Raw genomic sequence first — 22,639 nt, 5'->3', positions numbered from 1 at the left:
GATAATCATGGCAGTGACATTGACAGATGCGGCAGCAAACCGCGTAGAATCATTTTTAGCAAATCGCGGTAAAGGCCTTGGCCTGCGCGTTGGCATTAAAACGACGGGCTGTTCAGGTCTTGCTTATGTTCTTGAGTTTGTTGACGAGTTAGCTGATGGCGATGAAGTATTTGAATCTCAAGGGGTTAAAGTAATCGTCGATGCTAAAAGCTTAGTTTATATTGATGGTACTGAGCTTGACTACACTAAAGAAGGTTTGAATGAAGGGTTTAAATTTATTAACCCAAATCAAGCTGATGAGTGTGGTTGTGGCGAAAGTTTCACAGTATAACTAGGTAACGCTATTGTATTCTTAAGCCCTGCATCTGTAGGGCTTTGTTCTATCTGAATTTTAAGCCAATATGTTAATTTGGCATGGTTGGAATTATGCGCTATTTTGAATTGTTTGCGATACCTGTTGATTACAATATAGATTTAGCAACAGTAAATAAAAATTACCTCGAACTTCAGCGTGCAGTTCACCCTGATCGTCATGCGAATGCTAGTAGCCGAGATAAATTGCTAGCCGTACAAAATACAGCAGAAATCAACGACGCCCTACAAACCTTAAAGCATCCCGTAAAACGTGCTGAATATATGCTCAGTGAGTTGGGTGTTGATATTCGTGCCGAGCAGCAAACCCTGCAAGATCCGCTTTTTTTAATGCAGCAAATGGAATTACGTGAAGAGCTAGAAGAGTTAACTGCAAGTGCAGATCCTGATGCAGCGATAGCCCAATTCGAACAACAAATAAAACAACTTGATAGCCAATACAGTGCACAGCTTGCAGAGCAACTGGCAAGTGATGATGAGCAGCAATGGCAGCTCGCCGCTGATAACATTCGTAAATTAAAGTTTGTATATAAGCTACGTGATGAATTAGAGCGGATTGAAGACAGTTTATTCGACGATTAATTATCTAACTTACTGAACTACAAGTAAGTCAAACAAGAGTTAAAGAGCATTATGGCATTATTGCAGATTGCTGAGCCGGGGCAGAGCGCGGCACCACATGAACATAAGTTAGCAATAGGTATTGATCTGGGTACTACCAACTCATTAGTTGCGACAGTGCAAAGTGGCGAAGCCCGTACCCTTACTGATATTAGTGGTGCAGCAATGCTCCCTTCAGTTGTTCGCTATCAAGCTGACAGTATTACGGTTGGTGCAGAAGCAGCTCAAGCGGCCACGCAAGATCCTGCCAATACCCTGATTTCAGTTAAACGTTTTTTAGGTAAAACCCAAGCTGAGATCGAGCATAGCTACGGTCAACTACCCTATGATTTTTGCCAGCATGATGGTGCACTTGCCATTACTACCGCTGCCGGTAATATTAGTCCAGTCACTGCATCAAGCGATATTTTAAAAGCGTTAAAACAACGCGCAGCAGAAAGTTTTGCAGGGCAAGATATTTTAGGTGCCGTGATCACAGTGCCAGCTTACTTTGATGATGCGCAGCGCCAAAGCACCAAAGATGCCGCAGAGCTTGCCGGTATCAATGTACTGCGCTTATTAAATGAACCCACTGCCGCCGCCGTTGCTTATGGCTTAGATTCAGGCCAAGAAGGTATTATTGCGGTTTATGATTTAGGTGGTGGTACGTTTGATATTTCAATCTTACGATTAAACCAAGGTGTGTTTGAAGTACTGGCAACCGGTGGTGACTCAAGCCTAGGTGGTGATGATTTTGACTCTTTATTGGTGGATCATTTTAAACGTGAAACGGGGGTAATGACTTTATCACCTTCGAACTTGCGTTTATTTATTAATAAAGCGAAAGCCTGTAAAGAAGCACTCAGCCAATATGCGAAAGTGAATGTTGGTCTTGAGTTTGATAACGAAAAGCACATGGTTGAAGTAACCCGTGACAAGTTTGAAGAACTTGCTATGGTTTTAGTTAAAAAGACACTTAGATCGTGTCGTCGCGCAGTGAAAGATGCTGGCATTAGCAATGACGAAGTACTGCAAGTGGTTATGGTCGGCGGTTCAACCCGCATGCCAATTGTACGTAGCCAGGTTGCTGAGTTTTTTAATAAAGAGCCGCTAACTTCTATCGACCCTGATCGTGTAGTTGCGCTGGGCGCAGCATTACAAGCTGATGTATTGGTAGGTAACAAGCCTGATTCAGATATGCTATTGCTTGATGTTTTACCTTTGTCACTGGGTTTAGAGACCATGGGTGGCTTGGTTGAAAAAATCATTCCACGTAATACCACTATTCCTGTTGCGCGCGCACAAGAATTCACTACCTTTAAAGATGGCCAAACGGCGATGTCTTTACATGTATTACAAGGTGAGCGAGAGCTGGTAGATGATTGCCGTTCATTAGCTAAATTTAGCTTAAAAGGTATTCCACCAATGGCAGCTGGAGCTGCGCATATTCGGGTGACTTTTAAAGTCGATGCCGATGGTCTCCTTAGTGTATCTGCAATGGAAAAATCCACCGGTGTGCAAGCTGAAATTCAAGTTAAACCATCGTTTGGTTTGTCAGACGACCAAGTCGCTAATATGCTTAAAGAGTCGATGACTAACGCTAAAGATGACATGCAAGCGCGTATGCTTAAAGAGCAACAGGTTGAGGCATTGCGTGTTATCGAAGCGCTTTATGCATCACTGGCAACAGATAGTGCATTGCTTGATGAAAACGAATTAAATGACCTAAACGCTGAAATTGCTAAACTGGTTAAAGTTCGTGAAACAGCCACAGAGCCAAATGAAATAAAAGCAGCCATTGAAAAAGTTGATAACGCCAGTAGTAAATTTGCTGAGCTAAGAATGGATGCATCGATTAAAAAAGCACTGCAAGGGCAGTCAGTAGACAACGTTTAAAAGAGGTTAGAATGCCACAAATTATTTTTCTTCCCCATCCGGAATTATGTCCTGACGGCGCTGCAATTGATGCACCAAGTGGTGAAACCGTACTGGATGTAGCACTTAAAAACGGCATTAGCATTCCCCATGCATGCGAAAAATCATGCGCATGCACTACGTGCCACTTAGTGATCCGTGAAGGTTTTGATTCACTTGATGAAAGCGACGAACTTGAAGACGACATGTTAGATAAAGCATGGGGCTTAGAACCAGAATCACGCTTAGGTTGTCAAGCAATTATCCGTGATGAAGACTTAATAGTTGAAATACCGAAGTACAATCTCAATATCGTTAATGAAGAGCATTGATTTAAAGCAGTAAGCTTTGAGCCGTCAGCCGTCAGCCGTCAGCCGTCAGCCGTCAGTATAGAGATAAAACCATGCTTGACTTAACAAGCATGGTTTTTTTATTTTAAGCTGATAGCTGATAGCTGATAGCTGATAGCTGATAGCTGATAGCTGATAGCTGATAGCTGATAGCTGATAGCTGATAGCTGATAGCTGATAGCTGATAGCTGATAGCTGATAGCTGATAGCTGATAGCTGATAGTTACAGACCGGAGGGATTTCTATGCCACATCTTATATTTAACGACTCTTTCATCAACGGTGAGTTTTACCACACTGAAAAACACTTCAGTGTTGATGATCCTGCCACCCAGCAAAGCATCGTCATGGTAAGTGATATAGATGATGATGGGGTTAATAAAGCTATTAATGCTGCCCACGGCGCATTTGTAAAATTAAAAGCGACCAATGCCACTACCCGCAGTGAAGTTTTAATGCGTTGGTATGAACTAGTAATGCAGCATAAGCAAGCACTTGCGGAATTAATGACTAAAGAACAAGGTAAACCACTAAAAGAAGCGCAGGGTGAAGTTGACTATGGCGCCGGCTTTATAAAGTGGTATGCCGAGCAAGCAAAACGTAGTTATGGTGATGTTATTCCTGCCACGGATGACAATCATCGTTTAACCAGTTTTAAACAACCCATTGGTGTGGTTGCTGGCATCACGCCTTGGAACTTCCCGATTGCTATGGTCACTCGAAAAGTAGCCCCTGCTTATGCAGCAGGGTGTAGCTTTGTATTAAAGCCATCAGAACATACGCCTTTATGCGCTTTAGCATTAGCATATTTGGCAGATCAAGCTGGTTTTGAAAAAGGCGCTTTTAACGTATTACTTTCTGAAAATGCAAAAATGGTCGGTGAAATCCTTACCGAATCAAACACCGTGCGTAAGTTTACATTCACAGGGTCAACCGGTGTTGGTAAGCAGTTGCTTACGCAATGTGCATCGACAATCAAGCGCACTTCAATGGAGTTGGGTGGTAATGCGCCGTTTATAATTTTTGATAACGCTGATTTAGATGAGGCTGTCACTGGCTTAATGGGCGCAAAATTTAGAAATGCTGGGCAAACGTGTGTTGCAGCGAACCGTATTTTTGTGCAGCGCAGCATACTTGATAAAGTACTCAAAAAACTAGCGGTAAAAGTAGCGGCACTCAAAGTGGGTAGCGGCATTGCTGAAGACACGGATATTGGCCCACTAATTTACCCTAAAGCCAAGCAAAAAGTGCAAGAGTTAGTGGCTGATGCAATCACTAAGGGAGCATCAGTAATCGGGGATGATAAAGATCTCGGAGGGAACTTCCAGGCACCGCTTATTTTAACTGGCGTTACCAGTGCAATGGATATTTATCATCAAGAAGTATTTGGTCCCGTTGCTAGTATTATTCCTTTTGACGAGGAAGCTGAAGTGTTAGCTATGGCTAACGACGTACCTTATGGCCTCGCCGCGTATTTTTACAGCCAAGACATCAAACAAATCTATCGTGTAAGTGAAGCGTTAGAATACGGCATGGTTGGTATTAATGAGGGACTTATCTCCAACCCCGTCGCCCCGTTTGGTGGCGTTAAACAATCCGGCCTAGGACGTGAAGGCGGACACCAAGGACTCGACGAATACCTCGAAGAAAAATATGTGTGTATGAAAATTTAAAGCCAGAAGCTTTTAGCCGTCAGCCGTCAGCCGTCAGCCTAAGACAAATTCGTCTTGACACCTAAGTTAATATGAGCAAAATTTTGTAGCTGATAGCTGATAGCTGATAGCTGATAGCTGATAGCTGATAGCTGATAGCTGATAGCTGATAGCTGATAGCTGATAGCTGATAGCTGATAGCTGATAGCTGATAGCTGATAGCTGATAGCTGATAGCTGATAGCTGATAGCTGATAGCTGATAGCTGATAGCTGATAGCTGATAGCTGATAGCTGATAGCTGATAGCTGATAGCTGATAGCTGATAGCTGATAGCTGATAGCTGATAGCTGATAGCTGATAGCTGATAGCTGATAGCTGATAGCTGATAGCTGATAGCTGATAGCTGATAGCTGATAGCTGATAGCTGATAGCTGATAGCTGATAGCTGATAGCTGATAGCTGATAGCTGATAGCTGATAGCTGATAGCTGATAGCTGATAGCTGATAGCTGATAGCTGATAGCTGATAGCTGATAGCTGATAGCTGATAGCTGATAGCTGATAGCTGATAGCTGATAGCTGATAGCTGATAGCTTTATTTTCAATTAATGATAGCGCTGTCATTTTATCTTTTATATGATGGGGAGGAGTAAATAAATAATAATAAGAGATTACGCGGGGGGAAATGCGTAATCTTAGGGTATACAACGAGGAGAGAGTAATGGATTTTAAAAAGCGAACTTTAGCGAGTTTGATCGCGATGATGCCGTTATTGGCGCAGGCGCAGTTTTCGCAAACTGAAGTGAATAACTTTGCAAAAGAAACCGCCCTAACATTTGCCGTCGTCGATAATTTTCATAATAAAGATGCTGGTTTTTTGGGGAAAATTACACTAAACAACCAATCTGATGTAGCACTTCCTGCAGGGGAGAGCGATTGGCAGCTGTATATCCACTCGGTGCGTAAAATAAGCACTGAGCTTGTTGCAGGTTTAAATATTGAGCATGTTAATGGTGATTTACACCGTATTACACCTACAAAAAAATTCAAAGGGCTTGCAGCAGGCAAAAGCTTAGAATTTGAATTTGATGCACAAGCCTTTATTGTTGCTTATACCGATTTTATGCCCCGTGCATTTTTTGTATCGGGTGATCATAAGCCAGCTATTTTTGCAAATACCGACAGCGAAGATATGAGTCAGTTCGTGGCCCCATTTGAGCGCGAAAATCAATTACGTCGTTATAATCAACCGCAAGATCGCACTGTGTTGATCACACCTGAAATTCGTTTTGAACGCAATCAAGCTAGTAGTAGCAAAGTTTCAAAAGAAGATGCATTGAAACGGATTATTCCACAACCACAAAAAGTAGAGTTTAACCGTGGCACAGCAACACTAGATAATAATTGGCAAATTAGTTTCCAAGGTCAATTAAAAAACGAAGTAATCGTCTTTATGCAAGACTTACAAGATGATTACGGACTTACATTAAAAGCCCAGCCAGATCACATTAAAACCAATAAAGAAAAGTTGATCAGCTTAAAAGTAAACCCACAATTGGCTGCAGGAAAGTCAGAGAGCTACACGTTAGAGATTGATGACAAACGCATTGAAATTGTAGGTAGTGATAACGCTGGCGTGTTCTATGGCATGCAAAGTTTGCTTAATTTACTACCTGCAAATAGCCAGGGGGCCGTTACAGTTCCACAGTTAGAGATCGAAGATAGCCCGCGTTATAGTTGGCGTGGTATGCATTACGATAATGGCCGCAACTATCACGGCAAAGACGCTATGTTCAAACTTGTTGAGCAAATGGCACGCTATAAAATGAACAAACTACACTGGCATTTTTCGGAAGATGAAGGTTGGCGTTTAGAAATTCCTGATTTACCAGAGCTAACAGAAGTTGGTGGATATCGTTGCTTTGATCTTGAAGAGAGAGAGTGCCTATTGACACAGTTAGGTACAGGGCCATTTAAGTCTGGCTCAGGAAACGGATATTTAAGCCGTGCAGAGTTTATTGAGCTATTAAAGTTTGCGAAAGACCGTCATATTCAAATTATTCCTGAAATTGAAGGGCCAGGTCATGCTCGTGCCTCTATAAAAGCAATGGAAGCACGCTATCACAAGCTAAGTGATGAAGCTAAACAAGCCGCTAAAAATAACTTAGTAAATACAAAGCAAACAGATAAAGAAATTCAACAGGTTGATATCAGTGCGGCAACGCAATATTTATTGAATGATCCAAAAGACACCTCAGTGTATATGACGGTGCAAAACTACAAAGATAATTCAATGAATGTGTGTATGGACTCAACTTATGCCTTTTTAGACAAGGTAACCTACGAACTACAACAAATGTACCGTGAGGCGGGTGTACAGTTAACTAATTTACACTTTGGTGGTGATGAAGTAGGCGCGGGCTCATGGGTTGGCTCACCAATCTGCCAAGCAATGTTTGCTGATCCAAATAACGGTGTAGCAGGACCCGCAGATTTAAAGCCATACTTTACACAGCGTGTTGCTAAGTTGCTGGAAAAACGTGGTATTTCACCAGGCGCATGGGAAGATGGTTTAATGTATGACCGTACAAATCCATTTAAGCGCGATGAATTTCCAAATAAAACCTTTACTGCAAACGTTTGGGATAACATTTGGGAATGGGGTGTTGCAGACCGAGCTTATCGTTTAGCGAACGCGGGATACCAAGTGATATTATCTCATGGTACACACTTATACTTTGATCACCCATATGAAGCGCACCCGCAAGAGCGTGGTTATTATTGGGCTACACGCTACACCGATACGCAAAAAGCATTTAACTACATGCCAGATGATGTTTATGCAAATGCTGATTACACTCGGACTCGTGAACCTATCGACAACCTAGAAGCGTTAGTTGGTCGACCATTACCAAAGTTGGAGAAACCAGAAAACATTCTTGGTATGCAAGGACAGGTTTGGTCAGAAACGATCCGCACAGAAGAGCAAGTATTAGCAATGATCTTCCCGCGTATTTTATCGGTTGCAGAGCGAGCATGGTACAAAGCGCCATGGGAAGGCGAGCAAGTTGATAGTAATAGTCGTGCAAAAGATTGGGCGCAATTTTCAGCTGCGGTCGGGTTAAAAGAGCTTACTAAATTGGCAAGCTCGGGTGTTAACTTGCATTTACCCGTGCCAGGAGGCGTGATCAACAATGGTAAGCTTGAAGTAAATACACCATTTGCTTATTTAAATACTGAATATAGTTTGGATGATGGTGCAACTTGGCAGCAGTATACAGCTCCGATCAGTGTTTCTAAACAGCAATCAGTGGCATTGCGCAGCAGTTTAAATAGCCAACTGAAAAGTCGAATTACTCATATAAATTAATGTATTAGTAAGAACTTTTGTTTTGAAAGGGCCTAATTGGCCCTTTTTTGTGCCATTGTAAAGTAAATAGTTACTAGTAATATGGCGGCAATTAACGTAAAGTTTTATGGCAGCGCTGTCATTTTTGTTGCGAGAGTGTTATTGATTTCTCGCTTAAGTGTTACATAATGCAGCAACGCTAATCGTCGTTTTAAGTCCCGGAGGGCTTAATTGAAACAAATAATTATAACGATAGCTCGCAACAAGAAGAAGTTTTATGGAAGTCACTGTGTCAAAAACTAACAAACAAAGTAATTTTATACCTATGGCCATAGTTGCCACGTTATTCTTTATTCTAGGTTTTGCAACCTGGTTGAATGGCTCACTTATGCCTTACTTAAAGCAAGTATTGCAGTTGACCCCATTTCAAGCATCACTCATTTTATTCTCATTTTATATTGCGGTAACATTCACCGCAGTACCATCGGCGATGATCATCCGTAAAGTCGGTTATAAAAACGGTATGGCATTAGGTATGGCAACCATGATGGTTGCAGGCCTACTGTTTATTCCTGCAGCTAAAACTCAAGTATTTGCACTATTTTTATTTGCGCAATTAGTAATGGGTGCCGGTCAAACATTACTACAAACTGCTGTTAATCCTTATGTGGTACGCATTGGGCCTGAAGAATCAGCCGCTGCTCGTGTAAGCATTATGGGCATATTAAATAAAGGTGCAGGCGTAATTGCACCAATCGTGTTTACTGCTCTGATTTTAAGTGAATTTACAGGCCTTGTGGGTAAAGACTTATCACAAGCTGAAATTGACTCAATGGCAAACAGTCTTATCTACCCATATTTAGGCATGGCTTTATTTATTGGTGTACTAGGTTTTGCCGTTACTAAAATGCCACTGCCAGAATTACTCGATGATGAAGAGCAAGGTGCGCAAGGCCAAGTTAAAGCGGCTCTGGCACACCCGAGCCTTGCATTAGGTGTAGTGGCATTGTTTGTGTACGTGGCCGTAGAAGTCATCGCTGGTGATACCATCGGAACGTTTGCATTATCACTAGGTGTTGAAAAGTACAGTGTAATGACTTCCTATACTATGGGATGTATGGTACTTGGTTATATTTTAGGTATAGCACTTATCCCACGTGTAATTTCACAGCAAGCGGCTTTAAGTGTATCTGCGATTTTGGGCTGTATTTTAACACTTGCGGTGGTATTTAGTGATACAAGCTCAGTGGTTATAGCTACGACTCTAGGCTTAGAAGTGCAATTACCTGATACACTATTGATGATAGCTGTGCTAGGATTTGCAAATGCAATCGTATGGCCAGCAGTTTGGCCACTGGCGTTATCTGGTTTAGGTAAATTAACCAGTGTTGGCTCGGGCTTACTCGTAATGGGTATAGCCGGTGGCGCATTTGGTCCATTATTCTGGGGCCTCGCAAGTGGCGGTGTAGACTCAGCAGAAGCTCAGCAAGGCGCTTATATCGTTATGTTACCTTGTTATTTATTCATTCTTTTCTATGCTGTTAAAGGGCATAAAATGAAAAGCTGGAAATAGACAAGCTATAAGCTACAAGGTGAAAGGATAAAGTTGCAAGGTTAAAGTTAAACTTTGTTTGTAGAACCTAGAACCTAATTTTTGAAAAGAATTTCTATAATGTAGAAATAATCCCGTGTGTAATGCCACCGAAAGGTGGCATTTTTTTGTCTGGAAGAAAGTGAAGCCGTTTGCGAGCTGACTAGCGTAAAGTTAGCGAGGGTCAATTATTCGGCGCTAAAGCGCTCTCCTACGAGGTGTCCGCGTAGGAAATGGCTTCAGCCATGAATGGTATGGATTTGCACTGTAGCTATGTATTTTTCTGCACTGTGCTTCATAACCAAACTTCGCGACTAAAGTCGCTCCTACGAGGTGTCCGCGTAGGAAATGGCTTCAGCCATGAATGGTATGGATTTGCACTGTAGCTATGTATTTTTTTGCACTGTGCTTCGTAACCAAACTTCGCGACTAAAGTCGCTCCTACGAGGTGTCCGCGTAGGAAATGGCTTCAGCCATGAATGGTATGGATTTGCACTGTAGCTATGTATTTTTTTGCACTGTGCTTCGTAACCAAACTTCGCGACTAAAGTCGCTCCTACGAGGTGTCCGCGTAGGAAATGGCTTCAGCCATGAATGGTATGGATTTGCACTGTAGCTATGTATTTTTCTGCACTGTGCTTCATAACCTAAACTTCGCGACTAAAGTCGCTCCTACGAGGTGTCCGCGTAGGAAATGGCTTCAGCCATGAATGAAAAAATTCCGGTCCGTGTAGTACAGCCTCGTTGATTCGGTTATTTGAGGTATATGCAATCCCAGAAAGGATAATCGCCAATATATTTAACCAAACTCGCACGCAAGGGGTTTGCTACAATATATCTCGCTTGTGCAATTAAATGATCTTCATTACGAATTAATGAATCGTAAAAGCCTTGCTGCCAAACTTGAGGTGTGTGTTTGTTTTTTATATTGAAAGAGCTACATCCTTTTACTCGTCTAAGAACTTCAGATAAATTTTCTTTATTTTTTAATTGAAACAACCAGTGAAAATGATCAGGCATGACTATAAAGCTAATTGTTTGTGTAAACCCTAGCTCATCTGAATTTTTCAATGCAGCTATAACTTTTCTTGCGTTATCAAAGTCTAGGAAGTATTTATGGCGTTGGTAGGTTATCACTGTGACAGAATAAAAATGATTAACAACTGAAGTGCGTCCTTTTCTTAACGCTTGTGCATGAGCGTACATATTTCTATCCTTAAAATATAAATATTAAAGATAGCAGAAGTTAAAGTTACTTGTAGGAAAAGGCTTTAGCCGTGAATAATGTTATGGAACTGAGCTCTATGCTAAAGCTATTCGGCGCTAAAGCGCTCTCCTACGGGCGGAGGTGTGTATTGCTTTGTAGGAACAGGCTTTAGCCGTGAATGATGTTATGGAACTGAGCTCTATGTTAAAGCTATTCGGCGCTAAAGCGCTCTCCTACGGGCGGAGGTGTGTTGTTGTTTTGTGGGAACAGGCTTTAGCCGTGAATGATGTTATGGAACTGAGCTCTATGTTAAAGCTATTCGGCGCTAAAGCGCTCTCCTACGGGCGGAGGTGTGTATTGCTTTGTGTGAACAGGCTTTAGCCGTGAATGAAGTTATGGATTCGAGCTCTCTGTTAAAGCTAATCGGTGCTAATAACTCAGCAAGCAGATAAGAATAAGTTAGATAAATGAAAGTTTACAATTAGAAGGGGTTTTAGGAAAATTTTTGAATTACTAAAAAGGGGAAAAATGGGGCGATTGACGGGGCTTGAACCCGCGACAACCGGAATCACAATCCGGGGCTCTACCAACTGAGCTACAACCGCCACAACACACCTCGTTTGGTGTGGCGCGGATAATACATAAAATAATAAATGTTGTGAAGGGTTCAGGGCAAAAAAAGTGAAAAAAATTTAATTTTTTTCACTTTTGTTTATAAAACACTCATTGTGGGGGTTTTTAAATCGTTTTTTTATCTGGTAAGGTAAAATAAAAACAATACTAAAAGCTATGTTTAATATTTAAATACATAAATTAATGAAATAATAAATTGAAATCAGATATAATTTAACCAGCAAACTGCTTAATACTGAATATCAGGAGTGATAATGGATACAATACTTAACTGGATAAACGAAAACTCAGGTTTGATCTTACATTACGGCATTCAAGCTGTAATTGCATTGGCGATCTTTTTACTGGGTGGTCGGGTTGCAAAATTTTGTTCAAACTTAACAGAAAAAGCATTCGAGAAGAAAAAAGTAGACAAGGCTGTTGGTTCATTTGTATCAAGCATTGTTTACGCCATTGTATTTATGGCAACTATCTTAATGGCACTTTCTCAGATTGGCATTGAAACAACTTCATTCATTGCAATTTTAGGTGCTGCAGGTTTAGCTGTTGGTTTAGCGTTGCAAGGCTCACTATCTAATTTCGCATCAGGTGTACTTATTATCTTATTACGCCCATTCAAATCTGGTGATTTCATTGAAGCTGGCGGTAAAATGGGTAGTGTTCATAAAATCGAAATCTTCTCAACTGAATTACGTACACCAGATAACAAAGTTATCATCATGCCTAACTCATCAATCATGTCTGGCCCAATTGTTAACTTCTCACGTGAAAAAACACGTCGTATCGATTTAGTTATCGGTGTTGGCTATGATGCAGATTTACGCCAAGCCAAAGAAGTTCTTAAATCTGTATTGGATAAAGAGCCGCGTATTTTAAAAGATCCAGCATATACAGTGGCAGTGTTAGAATTGGCTGATTCAAGCGTTAACTTTGTGGTACGCCCTTGGGTTAACTCTACAGACTACTGGCCAACCTATTTTGATCTAATGGAAAACATCAAAATTTCACTAGATGATGCTGATATTACTATTCCATTCCCACAAATGGATGTTCATTTGCACAAGCAAAACTAATCAACCCAAGTAGCTAAGGTTATTTTTTAATGAAATTAAAGCTTTTATCAATTTTAGTTGCAGCATCTGCTGCAACTAACGCATTCGCTGAAGAAACTCAAACATGGGACATTACCAGTGAGTTAGGTGCTATTATCACCAGCGGTAACACTGAAACAACTACTCTAAAGGGTGGTATCAAGGCGTTACATAACCTAGAAAACTGGAATAATGAATACAAAATCGATGGTCTTTATAAAGAGGACGAAGTCGAAAATGCTGCTGGTGTGAAAGAAACGCAACGCACGAATGAAAAGTACTCATTATCAGCGCAAGGTAACTATAAGTTAAATGAAGAGCACTCTCATTTATATATTTATGGTTCATATGTATCTGATTACTTTGGCGCTTACCGTAATGAGTCTGTAATTTCAGCAGGTTACGGTCAACGTTTATTAGACCGTGCTGACATGTGGTTAAACGCAGAGATTGGTCCTGGTTATAAGTACTTTGAATTCCCTGAGGGTAGCGTTGATGATAACGGTATTTCAAATGCAGGTGAGAGTGAAGGTGAAGTAATCGCATTAGGTAAATTAGATTACAATTGGCAGATTTCTGACAACGCTAAGTTTACTCAGTTAGTTGCCGTTGAATATGGTGATACCAACACTAAAACGCGTTCGGAAACAGCACTTCTAGCTAAAATCAACGGTTCATTGCAAATGAAAGTTGCTTATAACATCACCAACAACTCAGATGTTGCTGATGATAAAGAAAGTACTGATACAGAAACCTCATTGACACTGGTTTACAGTTTTTAACAGTTTACTCTAGTTAAATGACATTTAAGTGTAATAAAGGGACGTAAGTCCCTTTTTTATTTATAGTGAAATAATGTAGAATAGCCAATCTTTTGGCCGTAGAACTAGGGATGAACCTACCTGTGATGTTTTTTAAACGATTTTTATTAACTTTGTTACTCTTTACAACCGCTTTTGCGTGGGCTTTTACCCCAAGCGCGGCTCAGATAGAACAATTTAAAAAATTACCAAAAGCACAGCAAGAGGCCCTAGCAAAACAGTATGGTGTAGATCTATCAACCATTACAGGCACAACCCCCTCACAACAAAATACTGAACAAGAGCAAACAATCAGGCCTCGCAATCAAGTCGAAGAAGAGGAGTTAACTGACGAAGAACGCTTCAAACCCAAGCTAGATGAAATAAAACCGTTTGGTTATGAGCTGTTTGCAGGTGAGCCAACTACGTTTATGCCTAGTGAAAATGCTGCTGTACCAGAGACTTATTTAATAGGCCGTGGCGATCAATTAAAAATTAATTTCTACGGTAAAGAAAGTGAAAGTTACGAAGTGAATGTTGATCGCGAAGGTCGGCTCAACATACCAAACTTAAGCCCCGTAGAGGTTGCAGGTTTAACTTTTGGTGAAATAAAACAACTTATTAAAGCAAAAGTAGAGCAAGAAGTAATTGGTGTTAAAGCGTTTGTATCACTAGGGCAGCTACGCAGCATGCGTATATTAGTGCTAGGTGAAGCACATAAGCCAGGCAGCTATAGCGTGTCGTCCTTAACTACAGTATCGCATGCACTGTTTATTAGTGGTGGTGTATCAGAGATTGCATCGCTGCGTAATATTCAAGTAAAGCGTGCAGGTAAAGTCGTTACAAATTTTGATCTTTATGATTTGCTTATTAAAGGTGATAGCCGAAACGATATCATCTTAAAACCAGGCGATGTGGTATTTATCCCGCCAGTAGGCTCACAAGTAGCTGTAGAAGGTTTGGTTAAGCGTCCTGCAATATTCGAGATAAAAGATAATGAAAGCGCACAGGATTTGCTAAAAATGGCTGGTGGCTTAAAACCACAAGCTTACGCACAAAAAGCAATTGTTGAACGCTTTAATAATCATAATGCTAAAGAAATATTATCGGTCAACTTTGCGGCCAAACAAATTGCTTACACCCCACGCGATGGCGACCGCATCCGTTTTAACCCAGTTAGCCTACAGTACCAAAACTCAATTAGTGTCATTGGTGCTGTTGCCCGCCCTGGACATTACCAGTGGCATCAAGGTAAACGTATATCAGACGTGTTTACCTCAGTCCGTGGAGATTTATTACCGCAAGCTGACCTTAGTTATGCGTTGTTGGTTCGTGAAGTCAATATTTCAGGTGATATTGAAGTTCACCAGTTTGATATAGCACAAGCAATCGTTAAGACCGAAGGTCATGATTTAGAGTTGCAAGCAAATGATAAGCTACTAGTTTTTAGTCGCTTTGAAGAAAAAGAAGTAGAAGAACTTGCTCTTGAAAATATGGCGTTGACCGAAGAACAACAAGCATTACAGCTGAAAACTAAACAATGGCACAAATATCAACAGAAAGAGTTTGAAAAATATATTGGTGTGGTTGAAGAAGAAGACCCATTCATAAAGGCGCAAGAAGAAGCGAATCTGACAATAGCCCAGCTTGCTAAGCAAAGAAAAGCTGAAGAAGAAACTGAAGAATTGGCCCCTGAAGACTACTCCGTTTTTAGTCGTTACAACATATTAAGACCGATAAAAGCAAAATTAAAACAACAAGCGTCAGTTAAACAAGCTATGCAACTTGTTGAAATTAACGGTCATGTCACCTACCCAGGTGTTTACCCATTAACAGCAGGCGCTGAGGTAAACGAACTTATAGCCGCAGCCGGTGGCTTGCTGGAATCAGCTTATACAGAACAAGCTGAAATTACCCGCATCGTTGCTGGAGATTCATCTAAAGTTGAACATATTAAGTTTAACCTGCAAAAAGCGATGTTAGGCGAAAGTAGTGATAACCGTGCGCTACGCAGTAAAGACAGCTTAAATATTTTCTCAATTCCAAACTGGCAAGAAAATGTAAAAGTAGAGCTTAAAGGTGAGGTTAAGTTTCCAGGTGTTTATACTATCCGTCGTGGTGAAACACTTACTAACTTATTAGAACGTGCCGGCGGTTTTTCTGAGTTTGCAGAGGAAAATGCAGCTATTTTTACTCGTGAATCAATTCGCAAACAAGAGCAGCAGCAGCTATCTAAATTGTCAGAAGAATTACGTCGCGACATAGCACAAAAAAGCTTTGAGAACTCAGTAGGCGGTACATCACTTTCATATGAAGAAATGAATAAGCTACTTATTGATTTGGCGGATGTAGAAGCTGTAGGGCGACTTGTTATAGATTTACCACTTATCGTTGAAAACAAGCAAAAACTCGTATTACAAGATGGCGATACTCTTTATGTACCGAGTAAGCGCGATTCAATCAGTGTGATAGGCGAAGTTAATTACGCAACTTCGCACTTATACAAACCAGGTATAAGTTTTGAAGATTATATAGCACTGAGTGGTGGCTTAAAGGTCCGCGCTGATGAAGAACGCATTTACATTATAAAAGCTAACGGCTCTGTAAAAATCCCAGATTCAGGTAGTTGGTTTGCGGTGAATGATTCACAAATACTGGAAGCAGGTGACACGATAGTCGTGCCTCTTGATTCAGGTTATATGGATAATTTAACTCTGTGGAGTACCGCAACGCAGATAGTTTATCAACTTGGTGTCGCAATCGCTGCGATAAGTAGTATTTAGTATAAATTGAGACGTAATACTTATGAATAATTATACTGGCTTGTCTGAGCAAAATAATCATAATAATACTATGCATGATGATATAGATATGCGTGAGCTTTTAACTATTCTTTGGAAAAAAAAGCTGCTTATTCTTCTGATTACATTTATCTTTTCAGTTACCGCAGTGATATATTCTATCAATTTGCCTAATATTTATAAATCCGAAGCACTGCTTGCTCCCGCTGAAAGCGAGCAGAGTGGCGGTCTGGCTGCTCTGGCTGGTCAATTCGGTGGAATGGCGAGCTTAGCAGGAATTAACTTAGCAGCAAATAATGGTGTAAATAAGGTTGAATTAGCAATTGCTGTTATTAAGTCAAAACAGTTTTCTCGTAATTTCATTAAAAGGCATAAGATATTACCTGAACTTATGGCCGCTGCTGCATGGGATGAACCTTCAAATACTCTCGAATATGATAGAAGCTTATTTAATCCTGAGAATAAAAAGTGGGTCAGTACTGGCGAATTGAGTAAGCAACCTTCACAACAAGAAGCATATCGTATTTTTAGTAAATCAGTTTCGATTGAAAAATCCAAAGAAGCGGGAATGTTTATCATTTCAGTGAAGCATCTTTCTCCACATATCGCACAAAAGTGGGTGTCTTTAATTGTGCAAGATATAAATAAAGAAATGAAAACCCGAGATGTGAACGAAGCTATGCAAAGTACAGATTTTTTAAAAAAACAAATTGAACAGACTAATGTAACAGATATACAAAAAATCCTTTATAAGCTAATAGAAGAACAAGCTAAAACGATTATGTTTGCAGAGGTTAGAAATGAGTACATATTTAAAACAGTTGATCCAGCTATAGTTCCTGAAAAAAAGTACTCTCCAAATAGAGCTGTTTTTTCTGTATTAGGGTTTTTTGTTGGTTTAATATTGTCTGTTACTTTGGTTTTAGTCCATTTTTACGCATTTAAGGGTAATGAAAAGGTTGCAATATCATGAATACTGAAAGCAACTCAAATAAAGAAAAGTTGTTATCTTTAAACGAACTTCGTATAAGAAAACGGTTTCGCAGCCGTAATCAGGTGTTAAAACAATCTGTAATCTATATTTATTGTCCTCCAGATAAGCAAGAAGAAATATATAAATTATCAAAGGCTTACCCGTTTGAGGTGATTATTAATGATTATTCCATCAGAGATTTAACACGTACAGTAATCTGCCATTACGATAGCAGAGTTCTAAGTGCTGAAAGCAAAGAATTTCTTGTTGCAGCAACTGAAGCGGGTGCTTGGGTTGAGCCTCTTGTGAGCTACCTAGATGCAAGGCTTGGTTATACGGAAATTAACTTATTATCAAGTGGTTATTTTTTGCACCAAAAAGCTTTTTCTATACTTTCAACAAAAAGAACTGAAATAGCTAAAAGAGTTATTGATATTGCTTTTTCTATATTGTTAATAATTTTGACATTCCCTATAGCACTGCTAGCTGCAATTTTTATTAAGCTAGAAAGCAAAGGTCCTATTTTTTATAAGCAAAAGAGAGTGGGGCTATTTAACGAAGAATTTAATGTGGTTAAATTTCGCTCTATGTACACCGATGCAGAAGCCGGTGGTGCTCAATGGGCAAAAGAAAATGATGATAGAGTAACCAAAGTGGGAAGTTTCATCAGAAAAACAAGAATAGATGAATTACCTCAAATTATTAATATTTTACAGGGGGATATGTCAATTATTGGTCCTAGACCTGAACGAGAAGTTTTTATTTGTGAATTAGAAAAGCAAATTCCATATTACCGCTTTCGTCATGCTGTCAAGCCAGGAATTACAGGATTAGCACAGGTCAGTTACCCGTATGGAGCTTCATTGGATGATGCAATGTGGAAGCATCGTTATGATATACATTACATAAAGCACCATAGCACTTTGCTTGATTTCAAGATTCTATTAAAAACAGTGAAGGTTGTACTTTTTGGTATGGGGCGTTAGCCCCATGCAGGAATAAATCAATAAATGCAGCTTCATGAAACCGACAGAATAAATAAATCAGGCTTAAATAGACTGTTAAGCACCATATTTATTAGCGTATTAGTTTTCTCTATCTATAATAGAACCTTTTCCTTTGGTTTTGATATCCGGTTTATAGTTTTTCCTATTTTTCTCTCGAGTTTAATTCTTGCTTTTCTAGTTAAGGCTAAATTTAATAATTGGATGATACCTAGTCGTGCTATTTTATTAATTTTATTTTTTGCTTTGATATTAGCTCAGAATCAGCTTGCTTGGTTTTTTTCTGATTTAGATAAAAATGTTACTGTATATAAAAATGTCGTCATTTTATATTCCTATAATTTTATGATAGCATTTTATCTTTTTTTAAATAAAAAATATTTAAATAACAAAGTTTTAATATACGCTGTTTTATATTCTAGTTTGTTTTTGTCTTTTTCCTGTTTATATCAGGCGGTTACTGGAGATTTGCCATTTGTTTCAGCAGGTTCATCAGGTGAAGCTTTTCAAGATGAATTATCATTATTGGGGGTGAGGCCATCAGGTTATGCACATGACCCAAATTATACTTCACTATTAATGGTTTTTACTATTTACGTTATTGTGAATATAAAAAAAACAATATTAAACAGGGTTTTATTGTTAGTTTGTTTAATTACTCTTTTTGCTTCTGGCTCTAAGACTGTTTTATTAATCAGCTCATTTCTATTAATTAGACTGCTATTTATTAAGCTTAAAGTGAGAGTGCTCTTTAATGTTGGGGTTGTTTTTCTTCTTTTATTCGGAGCAGCCGTAGCTTTCTCACTTTTTGAGCAACTAGCAACCTTTACGCAAAGGTTAGTTATGTGGCGCCTAGCTTTAGATGGCTTCTATGAAAAACCATTTTTAGGCTACGGTATCACTGGTGTAAGGAGTGTGCTTGATCTAAGCATGCGCTATGTACAACCACATAATGGTTGGCTGGCGTTACTTGTAGATCATGGTGTACTAATATTTTTTATAATAATATTTGGTTTCAGCTATATGTTGATTAACACTCAAAAGAGAGCTGATAGGTATTTGATAATAATTTTTTGTTTTCTGTCAATATCCAATGAGATGTGGGTGTACCCTTATTGGATTTTGTTTTTTGTTGTTCCATTTGTATTTAATATTGGTGATAAGCGTGTCTAACAATAGACCTTTAGTAAGTGTGTATATACCTTCCCATTATCGACCTAATGATCTCAGTAGATCCCTAAGTTCGGTTTTAGATCAAACTTATATAAACATTGAAGTGATAGTAGTACTTGATGGCTTATGTGAAAAGTCAATTTCCCTGTTAGAGTCTGTGTCAAAAGAAGATTGTCGATTAATTTACACTTTTAATGAAAAACCTTTAGGTGCCTGTAATGCCAGAAATCGAGCAATAAGTCTCGCAAAAGGAGATTTTATTACAGGCCTAGACGATGACGATGTAATGAAGCCTGATTGTCTAGAGGTTTATATGGCAAACTGGTCAGATGACTTTTCTTTTATATGCGGTAGTTATGATTATATTGGTGAAGTCGCAAATAATTTGGCTGGTAAGTCTTTTATTATTACAGAGAATGACCTTATAAAAATGAACTATGTTGGTAATCAAGTTTTCACTCGAATAGAAACGCTCAAAGCTGTAATGTTCGATGAAGCTTTAAATGCGTGGCAGGATTATGACTGTTGGCTAAGAATTTTAAGAACAACGTGCAAAAGCTCACTAAAGTTAAGTGATAAGCTTTATTTTGTTGATGTAGCTCCAAACCGTGAGAGTATTACCACTCGATCAAATGCTTCTAAGGGAGCTATTCAATTTTTACAAAAGCATGCAAGTATATATGAAGGAAAGTTTCACATATGGCTTTTTAATGACCTTGCTAATAGGAGGCAGCCAATTCCTTTTTGGTTACTTTTATCTTTGCTCGGTACATCTATGTTTTATCGAGGATTATACTTGAGTTTGAAGCACTCTTGTTTTTACAATTTTATTATTAACTGCAGAAATTTTTTTACTTCGATAGTAAATACTTTTAGAGGTCAGTCTTGAAAATTTTACATATTTTAAATTCAGATGGTGTTGGTGGTGCAGAAATATTATTACGTCGGATGATTGATTCAAGTCAATTTGAGAGTGAAGTAATGTTATTATGGAAACATAATAATAGTCAGGAGGGCTTTTGGTCTGGACGTAACTTTAAATATATAACAAATTCATTCTTTGGCTTATATGCTCTATTATGTGCTTTATTCAGATTGCCTGCAGCTATAAAAAAATCAAATTCAGACTGTATACAGTCTCAGCTTAAAGGAGCTGATATAATCCTCGGTCTGTTATTCTTATGCAGAAAAGTTAAAAAGAAAGGGAAGTATATTGTTGTTATACATAATAGTTATTCTTTTTATTATGGAGGGGGAGTTAAGAATAAATTGATTGGTCGAGTCCACCAGTTTTTGATTAATAGATATGCCGACGAAATTGTTGGGGTTTCAAGACAAGATATTGATAAATTTGAGAATGTATTTGGAAAAAAGTATCATGTGATAGAAAATGGTATCGATTTTAAAGGTTTAGTACCTAAAAAAGTTTTTAGTCTAGAAAAAAACAGGTTGAAAATAGCTTGTGTTGGTAATGTAAAGCTTAGAAAAGGTTATGATAGACTTAATAAATTGAAAGAAACTATCGAAAAATCAATAATCTTAGAAGGCGTAGTGATTGAATTGAATATTGCTGGTGCCATAGAAAGTGAGCATTTAAAGTTGCAAGTTGAATCTTTATCTGGAATGTATTTTAAAATAAACTTTCTAGGTAAGGTTGAGGATGTAAACTCTGTATTGAGGGAGGCTGATTTATTCTTATCTTTATCAAGAGAAGAAGGTTTGCCTATTTCTGTTTTAGAAGCTAATGCATTGCAACTACCGTTTTTAATTTCAGATATTCCTGCGCATAGGCTAATTGTATCTCAGGAAATTCAAAACCATGTTCTTTTCGGTGATGAACCAGAACTATGTACTTTATTAGAAAATATTTTTGAAGATACAGAGTTGAGAGTTCTCATTGCCACTAAGCAGTTTGAGCAAGTTAGCCAGAGATTCGATTTTGGTATTATGATGAAAAAATATCAAGCTATTTACTCTAGAGTTGATTGTGTATGAGAGTATTAATTGTTACAAACTCGAAGTCTGGTGGGGGAGCCGAAGTTGTTGTTAATACACTTTCTATGGAGTTAACTAAATATCAAGAGTTGTGTATTCATACTTTTTATTTAAAGGATACTGACTCTGTATTTTGGAGATTCATAGCATTTTTTAAGATGTTATATTTAATATTTAAGTTTAAGCCTCAAGTTGTGCAGTCTCACTTATTTTTTCCAAGTTTCTTATCTATATTTTTTTCTTACTTTTTTACCTTCAAGACCCAAGTTGTTGTGCATAGTATTTCAGAAATAAACTCAACTAATCGATCCTCTAAAATAGCAAAATATATTTATAGGAAAGCTGGTATGATCATATGCATTTCATCTAAAATGTTTGATTTGGCAAATGCGTTATTTCAAAATCCTAAAGTGTGTTTAATTCATAATCCTCATGACTTTAAAGCATATTTAAGTTTATCAAATGAAAACGTGGAGTTACCCACCAGTCAGTACTTTATATATGTGGGGAGATTAACTGCTTCAAAGAGGGTTGACCAATTAATAAATGCTATTTCAGCGGCAAAAGGGGAGCATAAATTAATAATTGTAGGTGATGGTGAAGAAAAAGTTAATCTAGAGAAATTAGCTTCAAAACTGGGAGTTGATGAAAGGGTTTGCTTTTTGGGGCGCTTGTCGAATCCGTACCCCTATATCAAAAATGCGAAGGCTTTACTTTTAGCCTCCGAATTTGAAGGTTATCCTAATTGTCTAATAGAAGCTTTAGGGCTAGGAGTCCCAGTTATTACTTCTAATTGTCAAACTGGACCTGCAGAAATTTTAGGTGTGAGCTACAACGAGGACATCTTAAGAATAACAAATCAACAGTGTATCATATATCCAGTGGGTGATAGTTGTTCTTTAATTAAAGCAATTGAATCTGAAGCATATTTAAAGGCTGACGCTTTTATTTTAAAGGATATGGTGAGCCAATTATCTTTAAAGCCAATCGTTAAAAGGTATGTTAGTGCCATTAGCTCGCTATGCTAATACGAGGTAGTCTGTAATCGTTTTTCAAAGGTTTGCTCCATCATTTATTAAACTCATATGATTATGGTTGGCTCGAACGATGAAATTATACCTTATTTGGGTATATT

At 38.7% G+C, this 22,639-nt stretch carries 19 protein-coding genes and 1 tRNA gene; 16 read left to right on the top strand and 4 right to left on the bottom strand.

From position 1 onward, the window contains the following. Positions 1 to 7 precede the first annotated feature (7 nt). The 4 genes from iscA to fdx all read left to right on the top strand — a co-directional run bounded on the left by iscA (position 8) and on the right by fdx (position 3,218). Positions 8 to 331, top strand: coding sequence for an iron-sulfur cluster assembly protein IscA (gene iscA, locus KAN5_RS12435; RefSeq protein ID WP_016710657.1), 324 nt, complete (start codon positions 8 to 10; stop codon positions 329 to 331). 95 nt (positions 332 to 426) lie between these two features. Continuing rightward, positions 427 to 954, top strand: a complete 528-nt coding sequence (hscB, locus tag KAN5_RS12430; protein WP_029216299.1) for a co-chaperone HscB — start codon at positions 427 to 429, stop codon at positions 952 to 954. A 51-nt stretch (positions 955 to 1,005) separates the two neighbouring features. After that, positions 1,006 to 2,868, top strand: coding sequence for a Fe-S protein assembly chaperone HscA (gene hscA / locus KAN5_RS12425; RefSeq protein WP_016710655.1), 1,863 nt, complete (start codon positions 1,006 to 1,008; stop codon positions 2,866 to 2,868). An 11-nt stretch (positions 2,869 to 2,879) separates the two neighbouring features. Then, positions 2,880 to 3,218: an ISC system 2Fe-2S type ferredoxin gene (fdx, locus tag KAN5_RS12420; protein WP_016710654.1), complete on the top strand. Its 339-nt coding sequence runs from the start codon at positions 2,880 to 2,882 to the stop codon at positions 3,216 to 3,218. Positions 3,219 to 3,263: 45 nt separating this feature from the next. Here fdx and KAN5_RS12415 read toward each other — a convergent pair whose 3' ends face one another. Further along, positions 3,264 to 3,512 carry a hypothetical protein gene (locus KAN5_RS12415; protein WP_244389835.1) on the bottom strand — a complete coding sequence of 83 codons (249 nt, stop codon included), beginning with the start codon at positions 3,510 to 3,512 and terminating at the stop codon, positions 3,264 to 3,266. On the opposite strand from KAN5_RS12415, the gene KAN5_RS12410 reads away from it, so the two are divergent. After that, positions 3,481 to 4,908: an NAD-dependent succinate-semialdehyde dehydrogenase gene (locus KAN5_RS12410; protein WP_244389834.1), complete on the top strand. Its 1,428-nt coding sequence runs from the start codon at positions 3,481 to 3,483 to the stop codon at positions 4,906 to 4,908. The genes KAN5_RS12415 and KAN5_RS12410 overlap by 32 nt on opposite strands. A gap of 66 nt (positions 4,909 to 4,974) precedes the next feature. Here KAN5_RS12410 and KAN5_RS12405 read toward each other — a convergent pair whose 3' ends face one another. Further along, positions 4,975 to 5,511, bottom strand: a complete 537-nt coding sequence (locus tag KAN5_RS12405; RefSeq protein ID WP_244389833.1) for a hypothetical protein — start codon at positions 5,509 to 5,511, stop codon at positions 4,975 to 4,977. Between the two features lie 97 nt (positions 5,512 to 5,608). Here KAN5_RS12405 and KAN5_RS12400 point away from each other — a divergent pair, with 97 nt between their 5' ends. Further along, complete coding sequence (locus KAN5_RS12400; protein ID WP_244389832.1) at positions 5,609 to 8,257, top strand: family 20 glycosylhydrolase; 2,649 nt, start codon at positions 5,609 to 5,611, stop codon at positions 8,255 to 8,257. 256 nt (positions 8,258 to 8,513) lie between these two features. Further along, positions 8,514 to 9,809 (top strand): sugar MFS transporter, encoded by a 1,296-nt coding sequence (locus tag KAN5_RS12395; protein ID WP_244389831.1) that lies wholly within the window; start codon positions 8,514 to 8,516, stop codon positions 9,807 to 9,809. Positions 9,810 to 10,580: 771 nt separating this feature from the next. On the opposite strand, the gene KAN5_RS12390 is transcribed toward KAN5_RS12395, so the two are convergent. Both KAN5_RS12390 and KAN5_RS12385 read right to left on the bottom strand, forming a co-directional pair. Then, positions 10,581 to 11,033, bottom strand: coding sequence for a transposase (locus KAN5_RS12390; protein ID WP_138556009.1), 453 nt, complete (start codon positions 11,031 to 11,033; stop codon positions 10,581 to 10,583). 530 nt (positions 11,034 to 11,563) lie between these two features. Further along, positions 11,564 to 11,639 (bottom strand) — tRNA-His (locus KAN5_RS12385). A 282-nt stretch (positions 11,640 to 11,921) separates the two neighbouring features. Here KAN5_RS12385 and KAN5_RS12380 point away from each other — a divergent pair. The 9 genes from KAN5_RS12380 to KAN5_RS12340 all read left to right on the top strand — a co-directional run bounded on the left by KAN5_RS12380 (position 11,922) and on the right by KAN5_RS12340 (position 22,532). Then, on the top strand, positions 11,922 to 12,740 hold the full coding sequence (locus tag KAN5_RS12380; RefSeq protein ID WP_244389830.1) for a mechanosensitive ion channel domain-containing protein: 819 nt from the start codon (positions 11,922 to 11,924) through the stop codon (positions 12,738 to 12,740). Positions 12,741 to 12,769: 29 nt separating this feature from the next. Continuing rightward, positions 12,770 to 13,540, top strand: a complete 771-nt coding sequence (locus tag KAN5_RS12375; RefSeq protein ID WP_016710647.1) for a DUF481 domain-containing protein — start codon at positions 12,770 to 12,772, stop codon at positions 13,538 to 13,540. Between the two features lie 125 nt (positions 13,541 to 13,665). Beyond that, on the top strand, positions 13,666 to 16,341 hold the full coding sequence (locus KAN5_RS12370; protein ID WP_244390950.1) for an SLBB domain-containing protein: 2,676 nt from the start codon (positions 13,666 to 13,668) through the stop codon (positions 16,339 to 16,341). A 22-nt stretch (positions 16,342 to 16,363) separates the two neighbouring features. Then, positions 16,364 to 17,332, top strand: a complete 969-nt coding sequence (locus tag KAN5_RS12365; protein WP_244389829.1) for a Wzz/FepE/Etk N-terminal domain-containing protein — start codon at positions 16,364 to 16,366, stop codon at positions 17,330 to 17,332. Further along, positions 17,329 to 18,318 (top strand): sugar transferase, encoded by a 990-nt coding sequence (locus KAN5_RS12360; RefSeq protein ID WP_244389828.1) that lies wholly within the window; start codon positions 17,329 to 17,331, stop codon positions 18,316 to 18,318. The genes KAN5_RS12365 and KAN5_RS12360 overlap by 4 nt, the downstream gene beginning before the upstream one ends. A gap of 24 nt (positions 18,319 to 18,342) precedes the next feature. Further along, positions 18,343 to 19,509: an O-antigen ligase family protein gene (locus KAN5_RS12355; RefSeq protein ID WP_244389827.1), complete on the top strand. Its 1,167-nt coding sequence runs from the start codon at positions 18,343 to 18,345 to the stop codon at positions 19,507 to 19,509. Next, on the top strand, positions 19,502 to 20,398 hold the full coding sequence (locus KAN5_RS12350) for a glycosyltransferase (protein ID WP_244389826.1): 897 nt from the start codon (positions 19,502 to 19,504) through the stop codon (positions 20,396 to 20,398). Before KAN5_RS12355 ends, KAN5_RS12350 begins: the two co-directional genes overlap by 8 nt. Then, complete coding sequence (locus tag KAN5_RS12345; RefSeq protein WP_244389825.1) at positions 20,395 to 21,504, top strand: glycosyltransferase family 4 protein; 1,110 nt, start codon at positions 20,395 to 20,397, stop codon at positions 21,502 to 21,504. Before KAN5_RS12350 ends, KAN5_RS12345 begins: the two co-directional genes overlap by 4 nt. After that, on the top strand, positions 21,501 to 22,532 hold the full coding sequence (locus KAN5_RS12340) for a glycosyltransferase (protein ID WP_244389824.1): 1,032 nt from the start codon (positions 21,501 to 21,503) through the stop codon (positions 22,530 to 22,532). The genes KAN5_RS12345 and KAN5_RS12340 overlap by 4 nt, the downstream gene beginning before the upstream one ends. Positions 22,533 to 22,639: the final 107 nt, after the last annotated feature.

This window comes from Pseudoalteromonas sp. KAN5, assembly GCF_022846535.1.
Classification (GTDB): domain Bacteria; phylum Pseudomonadota; class Gammaproteobacteria; order Enterobacterales; family Alteromonadaceae; genus Pseudoalteromonas; species Pseudoalteromonas haloplanktis.
Note: the sequence above shows the minus strand (reverse complement) of the source record. Positions and strands in the feature narration are given on the sequence as shown.